Origin of the sequence: Streptococcus mitis (assembly GCF_001074635.1) — a bacterium.
GTDB classification, from domain to species: Bacteria; Bacillota; Bacilli; order Lactobacillales; family Streptococcaceae; genus Streptococcus; species Streptococcus mitis_E.
Genome location: NZ_JUQO01000183.1, coordinates 1 through 9973 on the forward strand (window position 1 = coordinate 1; position 9973 = coordinate 9973).

The 9973-nt window shown below is 40.2% G+C and carries 8 protein-coding genes and 1 pseudogene; 7 read left to right on the forward strand and 2 right to left on the reverse strand.

Annotated features, from left to right (window positions below; genetic code table 11):
* The first annotated feature begins 353 nt into the window (after positions 1 to 353).
* Genes glgB through ADI58_RS07460 form a run of 6 tightly spaced genes read left to right on the forward strand, consistent with a single transcriptional unit; the run spans position 354 to position 7800 of the window.
* Positions 354 to 2282, forward strand: coding sequence for a 1,4-alpha-glucan branching protein GlgB (gene glgB / locus ADI58_RS07435; protein ID WP_049522047.1), 1929 nt, complete (start codon positions 354 to 356; stop codon positions 2280 to 2282).
* Entirely contained in the window at positions 2272 to 3414 is a 1143-nt protein-coding gene (locus ADI58_RS07440) for a glucose-1-phosphate adenylyltransferase (RefSeq protein ID WP_049522048.1), read from the forward strand. The genes glgB and ADI58_RS07440 overlap by 11 nt, the downstream gene beginning before the upstream one ends.
* Positions 3404 to 4543: a glucose-1-phosphate adenylyltransferase subunit GlgD gene (gene glgD / locus ADI58_RS07445; RefSeq protein ID WP_049522049.1), complete on the forward strand. Its 1140-nt coding sequence runs from the start codon at positions 3404 to 3406 to the stop codon at positions 4541 to 4543. The genes ADI58_RS07440 and glgD overlap by 11 nt, the downstream gene beginning before the upstream one ends.
* Complete coding sequence (gene glgA, locus ADI58_RS07450; RefSeq protein WP_049522050.1) at positions 4540 to 5973, forward strand: glycogen synthase GlgA; 1434 nt, start codon at positions 4540 to 4542, stop codon at positions 5971 to 5973. Before glgD ends, glgA begins: the two co-directional genes overlap by 4 nt.
* Positions 5974 to 6031: 58 nt before the next feature.
* Positions 6032 to 6676 carry a phosphoserine phosphatase SerB gene (gene serB, locus ADI58_RS07455; RefSeq protein ID WP_049522051.1) on the forward strand — a complete coding sequence of 215 codons (645 nt, stop codon included), beginning with the start codon at positions 6032 to 6034 and terminating at the stop codon, positions 6674 to 6676.
* An 8-nt stretch (positions 6677 to 6684) separates the two neighbouring features.
* Positions 6685 to 7800, forward strand: coding sequence for a glycerate kinase (locus tag ADI58_RS07460; RefSeq protein WP_049522052.1), 1116 nt, complete (start codon positions 6685 to 6687; stop codon positions 7798 to 7800).
* Here the strand turns inward: ADI58_RS07460 and ADI58_RS07465 are convergent.
* On the reverse strand, positions 7797 to 8243 hold the full coding sequence (locus ADI58_RS07465; protein WP_004260276.1) for a YueI family protein: 447 nt from the start codon (positions 8241 to 8243) through the stop codon (positions 7797 to 7799). The two genes, ADI58_RS07460 and ADI58_RS07465, sit on opposite strands and share 4 nt — an antisense overlap.
* Positions 8244 to 8406: 163 nt before the next feature.
* On the opposite strand from ADI58_RS07465, the gene eno reads away from it, so the two are divergent.
* Positions 8407 to 9711, forward strand: a complete 1305-nt coding sequence (gene eno, locus ADI58_RS07470) for a surface-displayed alpha-enolase (protein WP_000022821.1) — start codon at positions 8407 to 8409, stop codon at positions 9709 to 9711.
* A 6-nt stretch (positions 9712 to 9717) separates the two neighbouring features.
* On the opposite strand, the pseudogene ADI58_RS11450 reads toward eno, so the two are convergent.
* Positions 9718 to 9973: pseudogene (locus tag ADI58_RS11450) on the reverse strand (hypothetical protein); the annotation flags it as partial.

A 9973-nucleotide genomic window follows, 5' to 3' on the forward strand; every position in this document is an offset into this window, starting at 1 on the left:
GGCGCTGGAGTGCAAGGAATTAAATATAGCATTGAAGCGATGACAAATGTCAAATCCATTGTTTTTGATGTGAAATGAAATGTAAAATCAGGAAATTGTTTTCCTGGTTTTGTTTTTTACATAAAAACAATGCTATATTTGGATAAAATACGAACTTTGTGATATGATAGTAATCAAAAAGATGACGTTTTCACAAACTATCTGTCATTCCTTGATTTATAAGTGAATGGATAAGTTCATTTTTTGAAGATTTTCAAAAGAATTTTTACCAAATATGGTAATTTACTTGAATCTTACATAAAAAGGTAGTATAATAAATCTATAGAAAACGCTTACAGAAAAGAGGGGGTATTATGGATAAAAGAGAAGCTTTGCGCACCTTTATGACAGGAGAAAATTTTCACCTTCAGCATTATCTAGGAGCACATAGGGAGGAACTAAATGGAGAGTACGGTTATACATTTCGTGTGTGGGCTCCCAATGCTCAGGCTGTCCACTTGGTGGGGGATTTCACGAATTGGGTAGAAAATCAAATTCCGATGGAACGAAATGAATTTGGAGTCTGGGAAGTCTTTACCACTCTTGCTCAAGAAGGTCAAATTTATAAGTATCATATCACGCGTGCAAATGGTCATCAGCTGATGAAGATTGATCCTTTGGCTGTACGGTATGAGGCACGTCCGGGTACTGGAGCTATTTTAACAGAGATTCCAGAAAAGAAATGGAAGGATGGGCTTTGGTTAGCTCGCAGAAAACGTTGGACTTTCTTTGAACGTCCTGTCAATATCTACGAAGTTCATGCTGGATCGTGGAAGAGAAATCCAGATGGAAGTCCTTATAGTTTTGCTCAATTGAAAGATGAACTCATTCCTTACCTAGTTGAGATGAACTATACTCACATTGAGTTTATGCCCTTGATGTCTCACCCTCTCGGTTTGAGTTGGGGTTACCAGCTTATGGGTTACTTCGCTTTAGAGCATGCCTATGGTCGCCCTGAAGAGTTTCAAGATTTTGTTGAGGAATGTCACTTAAACAATATTGGGGTTATTGTAGACTGGGTACCTGGTCATTTCACCATTAATGATGATGCCTTAGCTTATTATGACGGGGCACCGACTTTTGAGTACCAAGACCATAATAAGGCTCATAACTATGGTTGGGGCGCCCTCAATTTTGACCTTGGAAAAAATGAAGTCCAGTCCTTCTTGATTTCTAGCATTAAGTTTTGGATTGACTTTTATCATTTGGACGGTATTCGCGTGGATGCGGTTAGCAACATGCTCTATCTTGACTACGATGATGCTCCATGGACACCTAATAAAGATGGTGGCAATCTCAACTATGAAGGATATTATTTCCTTCAACGTTTGAATGATGTCATTAAACTAGCACATCCAGATGTGATGATGATCGCAGAAGAAAGTTCGTCAGCAACCAAGATTACGGGAATGAAAGAGCTTGGTGGTCTAGGATTTGACTACAAGTGGAATATGGGCTGGATGAACGATATCCTCCGATTCTACGAAGAAGACCCTATTTACCGTAAGTATGACTTTAATCTGGTGACTTTCAGCTTTATGTATGTTTTCAATGAAAACTATCTCCTACCATTCTCGCATGATGAAGTGGTTCACGGTAAGAAGAGTATGATGCATAAGATGTGGGGTGATCGCTATAATCAATTCGCAGGCTTACGCAATCTCTACACTTACCAAATTTGTCACCCTGGTAAGAAATTGCTCTTCATGGGTAGTGAATACGGCCAATTCCTAGAATGGAGATCTGAAGAGCAGTTGGAATGGTCTAATCTAGAAGACCCTATGAATGCTAAGATGAAGTATTTCACTTCTCAGCTAAACAAGTTTTACAAAGATTATCGCTGTCTATGGGAAATCGATACCAGCTATGATGGTATTGAAATCATTGATGCGGATAATCGAGATCAGAGTGTTCTTTCCTTCATCCGTAAGGGTAAGAAGGGCGACATGCTAGTCTGCGTCTTTAACATGGCACCTGTCGAACGAAGAGATTTTACAATCGGACTACCCGTTGCAGGGATTTATGAAGAAGTCTGGAATACTGAGTTAGAAGAGTGGGGAGGCGTTTGGAAAGAACATAATCAAACTGTTCAAACGCAAGAAGGACTATGGAAAGATTATGAGCAGACCTTGACCTTTACCCTACCTGCTATGGGAGCAAGTGTTTGGAAAATCAAACGCCGCTTGAAATCTGCAAAAACCGTCACAAGTAAAAACCAAAAAGGAGTAGAAAATGAAGAATGAAATGTTAGCTTTGATTCTTGCTGGTGGGCAAGGAACTCGTCTCGGTAAACTCACTCAAAGCATCGCAAAACCAGCTGTGCAATTTGGTGGGCGCTACCGTATCATTGACTTTGCTCTTTCAAATTGTGCCAACTCAGGGATTCACAATGTTGGAGTCATTACACAGTACCAACCTCTTGCTCTCAATAACCATATTGGGAATGGTTCAAGCTGGGGACTAGACGGTATCAATTCTGGTGTCTCTATTCTTCAACCTTATTCTGCAAGTGAAGGAAATCGTTGGTTCGAAGGGACTAGTCACGCTATTTACCAAAATATCGATTATATCGACAGTGTCAATCCTGAGTATGTCTTGATTCTGTCTGGGGACCACATCTACAAAATGGACTATGATGATATGCTCCAGTCTCATAAGGATAATAATGCCAGCTTGACAGTAGCAGTTTTAGACGTCCCTCTTAAAGAAGCTAGCCGTTTTGGTATTATGAACACAGATGCCAATAACCGCATTGTTGAATTTGAAGAAAAGCCAGCACAACCAAAATCTACAAAGGCTTCTATGGGTATTTACATCTTTGATTGGCAACGTCTGCGCAATATGCTCGTTGCTGCTGAAAAGAGCAATGTAGATATGTCAGATTTTGGTAAAAATGTCATTCCAAATTACCTTGAGTCAGGTGAAAGTGTCTATGCCTATGAATTTAAAGGTTATTGGAAAGATGTTGGTACGATTGAGTCACTTTGGGAAGCAAATATGGAGTACATTTCTCCAGAAAATGCCTTGGATAGCCGTAACCGTCAATGGAAGATTTACTCAAGAAACTTAATTTCACCACCAAACTTCCTTGGTGCAAATGCTGATGTGGAAGATTCATTAGTTGTAGACGGATGTTTCGTTGATGGAACTGTTAAACATTCTATCCTTTCAACAGGGGCGCAAGTTCGCGAAGGGGCAGAAGTTGTTGATTCAGTTATCATGAGTGGAGCTATCATTGGTCAAGGAGCTAAGATTAAACGTGCCATTATTGGTGAAGGTGCGATTATTTCTGACGGTGTCGAAATTGATGGAACAGAAGAAGTACAAGTTGTAGGATATGATGAAGTAGTGGGGGTAGCAACAGATGAAGATTGATAAATATTCTGCCATTTTAGGAAACACAGTTGGTTTTCACGATATGGCGACATTGACAGACCACCGTCCAGTAGCTAGTTTGCCATTTGGTGGGAAATATCGCTTGATTGACTTCCCACTTTCAAGCCTTGCTAATGCAGGTGTTCGTAGTGTCTTTGGTATTTTCCAGCAGGATAATATCAGCTCAGTCTTTGACCATATTCGTTCAGGACGTGAGTGGGGCTTATCAACCCTTCTTAGCCATTACTATCTAGGAATTTACAATACCCGTGTAGAAAGTAGCACAGTTGGAAAAGAATACTACCAACAGCTGCTCACCTATTTAAAACGCTCTGGGTCAAACCAAACAGTTGCCCTCAACTGCGATGTCTTGATTAACATTGATTTGAATCAAGTATTCCATCTACACAGTACAACAAAAGGGCCTATCACTGTAGTTTATAAAAAACTAGCTAAGAAAGGCATTTCAGAAGTAAACGCAATCTTGGAAGTGGATGAAACAGACCATGTTCGTTCTCATAAACTCTTTGATAGCGAGTTACCAGATCAAATCTATAACATGTCTACAGATATTTTTGTCGTTGATACACCTTGGTTGATTGAACGCTTAGAAGAAGAAGCTAAGAAAGAACATCCAGAGAAGTTACGCTATGTTTTACGGGATTTGGCTGCAAAAGAAGGGGCTTTTGCCTACGAGTACACAGGTTATTTAGCAAATATTCATTCTGTAGAGTCTTATTACAAAGCTAACAAAGATATGCTTGAATCACAAAAATTTTACTCTCTCTTCTCACCAAATCAAAAGATTTATACAAAGGTCAAAAACGAAGAGCCAACTTACTATGCCAATACATCTAAGGTAAGTACTTCTCAGTTTGCTTCTGGTAGTATCATTGAAGGTCAAGTGGCTAATTCGGTTCTATCACGTAATATTCATGTCCATAAGGATAGCTTGGTTAAAGATAGTCTGCTCTTCCCTCGTGTTGTCATTGGAGAAGGGGCTCAGGTAGAATATGCTATCTTGGACAAGGGTGTTGAAGTTGAGCCTGGTGTTGTGATTCGAGGAACTGCAGAACATCCAGTTGTCGTTAAGAAAGGTAGCAAAGTAACAGAGGATATTCATTCATGAAAATTTTATTTGTAGCAGCAGAGGGTGCACCCTTTTCAAAAACAGGTGGTTTGGGAGACGTTATTGGCGCTCTTCCAAAATCACTGGTAAAAGCTGGGCACGAAGTTGCAGTGATTTTACCCTACTATGATATGGTAGAGGCTAAATTTGGAAATCAAATTGAAGATGTGCTTCATTTTGAGGTGAGTGTTGGTTGGCGCAGACAGTACTGTGGAATTAAGAAAACCGTCTTAAACGGTGTAACCTTTTACTTTATTGACAACCAATACTATTTCTTCCGTGGGCATGTTTACGGTGATTTTGATGACGGTGAACGCTTTGCTTTCTTCCAACTTGCTGCCATTGAGGCTATGGAAAGAATTGACTTTATTCCTGACCTTCTCCATGTTCATGACTACCATACAGCTATGATTCCTTTCTTGTTAAAGGAAAAATACCGTTGGATTCAAGCCTATCAAGGAATAAAAACTGTTTTAACCATTCATAATTTGGAATTCCAAGGACAATTTTCAGAAGGAATGTTATGGGATTTGTTTGGAGTCGGCTTTGAACGTTACGCTGATGGCACCCTTCGATGGAACAACTGTCTGAACTGGATGAAGGCTGGTATTCTTTATGCTGACCGTGTTTCAACCGTTTCGCCTAGCTATGCTCATGAAATTATGACCAGTCAGTTCGGATGTAACTTGGATCAAATTCTTCGAATGGAGTCTGGCAAGGTGTCTGGTATCGTGAATGGGATTGATGCTGATCTTTATAATCCTCAGACGGATGCTCTTTTAGACTATCATTTCAATCAGGAAGATTTGTCTGGAAAAGCCAAAAATAAGGCAAAATTGCAAGAAAGAGTTGGCTTGCCAGTTAGAGCCGACGTTCCACTGGTGGGAATTGTTTCTCGTTTGACACGTCAAAAAGGTTTTGATGTGGTGGTCGAAAGTCTTCACCATATCTTGCAAAATGATGTTCAGATTGTTCTTTTGGGAACTGGCGATCCAGCCTTTGAAGGAGCTTTCTCATGGTTTGCTCAAATCTACCCAGACAAGCTATCAGCAAATATTACTTTTGATGTCAAACTTGCTCAAGAAATCTACGCTGCTTGTGACCTCTTCCTCATGCCAAGTCGTTTTGAACCGTGTGGCTTGTCTCAAATGATGGCTATGCGTTACGGAACCTTGCCGTTAGTCCATGAAGTTGGAGGCTTGCGAGATACAGTTCGCGCTTTCAATCCAATCGAAGGAAGCGGTACTGGCTTTAGCTTTGACAATCTATCTCCTTATTGGTTAAATTGGACTTTCCAAACAGCTTTGGACTTGTATAGAAACCATCCTGATGTTTGGAGAAATCTACAAAAACAAGCTATGGAGTGTGATTTCTCATGGGATACAGCTTGCAAGTCATATCTTGACTTGTACCATGGTTTAGTTAATTAATAGATAAAATCGTATGATGACTTCATACGATTTTTGGGCTGTTTAGAGAGGAGAACTGATGTCTCAAGTAAAAGGCTTGTGTGTTATGGATGTGGATGGAACCTTAATCCTAGAAGAAGTGATTGATTTGTTGGGAAGAGAGGTAGGTCGTGAGGAGGAAATTTCGCAGCTTACAAGTCAGGCAATGCGAGGAGAGTTGAACTTTGAAAGAAGTTTACGAGACAGAGTTTCCTTGTTGGAAGGCCTTCCTGTCTCTGTATTTGATAAAGCTTTCGACTCTATTCATCTATCGCCAAATGTTCAAGAATTCATCTCTATTCTCCAAAAGAATGGCATCCTAGTTGATCTGGTGTCCGGTGGTTTTACGCAAATAGTTGAGAGATTAGCAAAATCTCTTGGAATTGCCTATTTCTCTGCCAACCAACTTGAAGTCAAAGATGGTCTTCTAACAGGGAAATTAGTTGGACAAATTATCAGTCCCCAGGTCAAAAAAGAGACTATGGAACAATGGAGAGAGGAACTAAAACTTTCTAAAGAAAGAACGATTGCAATCGGTGATGGGGCCAATGATTTATTGATGTTGAAGTCAGCGGGACTAGGAATCGCCTTTTGTGCAAAAGAAGTACTCAAAAAAGAAATACCACATCATGTTGACAAGAGGGATTTTTTAGAAGTTCTACCTTTGATTGACTTTTTAGAATGAGGGAAAATATGAAGATTGTAATTGCACCAGATTCGTTTAAGGAAAGCTTGTCTGCTCAACAGGTGGCTGAAGCTATTAAAAGAGGCTTCCAACAATCGATAGCAGATATAGAATGTCTTCTCTGCCCTGTTGGTGATGGGGGAGAAGGTACTGTAGATGCTATCCGACATTCTCTTGACCTAGAAGAAAAATGGATCCAAGTGACAGGCCCTTTTGGACAAAAAGAAGCCATACACTATTTTCAAAAAGGGAAACTGGCACTATTTGAAGTTGCCGACTTGGTTGGCCTTGGAAAAATTCCGCTAGAGAAACGAAATCCACTTCAAATCCAAACTTGTGGTATTGGAGAGTTGATTCGTCATCTCATTGCTCAAGGGATTAAAGAAATCTATATCGGCGTTGGTGGCACAGCCAGTAATGACGGAGGAATTGGGATCGCTGCTGGCTTGGGTTATCAATTTTATGATAAGGATGGAAATGTCTTGCCTGCATGCGGTCAATCCTTATTAAACTTAGCTTCTATGTCAACAGAAAATCGCTATGAAATTCCTGAAGGTGTTCAAATCCGTATTCTAGCAGATGTCGCGAGTCCCTTATGTGGTCCTCAAGGTGCGACTTACACTTTTGGCAAACAAAAAGGTTTACATCCTACTATGTTTGCAGTCGTAGATCAGGCAATACAAGATTTTTATGAAAAAATCTCACCTGCAATATTGGAAATAAAAGGAGCAGGAGCTGGTGGAGGCATTGCTGGCGGTTTGTGTGCCTTTGCTCAGGCAAATATCGTGTCGGGAATTGATACCTGCTTGAACCTAATCAACTTTGATAAGAAAGTTTCACATGCTGACTTGGTTGTTGTAGGAGAAGGAAGGCTAGATCGTCAAAGCTTATCAGGTAAAGCACCTATTGGTGTTGCAAAAAGAACCCCTGTCGGAGTTCCTGTCATTGCTATTTGTGGTAGTATTGCTGAGGATTTACCTTCCTTACCATTTGAGAATATCCAAGCGGCTTTTTCAATTTTGGAGAAAAGTGAACCTTTAGAAGATAGTTTGAAAAAAGCCAGTCTCTATTTGGAGCACACGGCTGCCAATATAGGGCATTTATTAAATATGCGCAAGATCTAGCCAAACCATTTCTTCCAGATGGATGTTTTGGCTGGTTCTTCCTTTTTAACTTCCCAAAGTTTTGCAAAAGCAAGTCGAAGGTCCTTTTCTTCTACTTGTACTGGTGCATTGCTATGGATAATCAGACCAAAAGGAGAAGAAGTATGCTCTTCAGATACAATAGTAGCTTGACTATCAGTTTCTTTAGCTTCTTTTAAGTAGAAAACTTGCTTGTCAAATTCGATATTTGGTGAAATCTTCACAAATAGTGGCTCTGCTTTTTCTTGAAGGTTTTCTAAAATAGATAAAAAGCCTTTTTCTAACTGAGGGCTATTTGCTGTGTCAATATCTGCATATCCAAGAACTCTTTCCTCAAAAGTACCAAGATAGCGTCTTTGCTCATCCGGATTTAATTTTGGCCCACCATGAGCTTTTTCAAGTAATTGTTTTGATAAATCTGTCATGAAAACAGTATATCATAAAAGTTAGAATAAAACAGACAAAAGAAAGCGATTACTTTATAAAGTTAAGGAAAATTTGCACAAAGATAACGTTTTTTCTTGAAAAAGGAGGGGTTTTAAGGTATTATAGAGGTGTAAAAAATTTAACTCATAAGGAGAGTAAAAAATGTCAATTATTACTGATGTTTACGCTCGCGAAGTCCTAGACTCACGCGGTAACCCAACACTTGAAGTAGAAGTTTACACTGAATCAGGTGCTTTCGGACGTGGTATGGTTCCATCAGGAGCTTCTACTGGTGAACACGAAGCAGTTGAACTTCGCGACGGTGACAAATCTCGTTACGGTGGTCTTGGTACACAAAAAGCTGTTGACAACGTAAACAACATCATTGCTGAAGCTATCATTGGCTACGATGTACGTGATCAACAAGCTATCGACCGTGCTATGATCGCTCTTGACGGTACTCCTAACAAAGGTAAATTGGGTGCAAACGCAATTCTTGGTGTGTCTATCGCTGTAGCTCGTGCTGCTGCTGACTACCTTGAAATCCCACTTTACAGCTACCTAGGTGGATTCAACACTAAAGTTCTTCCAACTCCAATGATGAATATCATCAACGGTGGTTCTCACTCTGACGCTCCAATCGCTTTCCAAGAATTCATGATCGTACCTGCTGGTGCGCCATCATTCAAAGAAGCTCTTCGTTGGGGTGCTGAAATCTTCCATGCTCTTAAGAAAATCCTTAAATCTCGTGGTTTGGAAACAGCCGTAGGTGACGAAGGTGGATTTGCTCCTCGTTTTGAAGGAACTGAAGACGGAGTTGAAACTATCCTTGCTGCTATCGAAGCTGCTGGATATGTTCCTGGTAAAGACGTATTTATCGGATTTGACTGTGCTTCATCAGAATTCTACGATAAAGAACGTAAAGTTTACGACTACACTAAATTCGAAGGTGAAGGAGCAGCTGTACGTACTGCTGCAGAACAAATCGACTACCTTGAAGAATTGGTAAACAAATACCCAATCATCACTATCGAAGATGGTATGGATGAAAATGACTGGGACGGTTGGAAAGCTCTTACTGAACGTCTTGGTGGTAAAGTTCAATTGGTTGGTGACGACTTCTTCGTAACAAACACTTCTTACCTTGAAAAAGGTATTGCAGAAGGTGCTGCTAACTCAATCCTTATCAAAGTTAACCAAATCGGTACTCTTACTGAAACATTCGACGCTATCGAAATGGCGAAAGAAGCTGGTTACACTGCCGTTGTATCACACCGTTCAGGTGAAACTGAAGATTCAACAATCGCTGACATCGCAGTTGCAACTAACGCAGGACAAATCAAGACTGGTTCACTTTCACGTACAGACCGTATCGCTAAATACAACCAATTGCTTCGCATCGAAGACCAACTTGGTGAAGTAGCTGAATACCGTGGATTGAAATCATTCTACAACCTTAAAAAATAAAATAGTTCAGTGAACTATTTTATCCCGAACCTTGAAATTCAAAAGTTCGGCCGTTGATTTAACAACGTTTCTAGCCCCTCGGATTTTATCCGAAGGGCTATTTTTGTATTTAGGGGGGCAAAAAGGGGCAATAGCGCTTCGAGAAAGATTATACTCTTCGAAAATCTCTTCAAACCACGTCAACATCGCCTTGCCGTAGGTATAGGTAACTGACTTCGTCAGTTCTATCCACAACCTCAAAACAGTGTTTTGAGCTGACTTC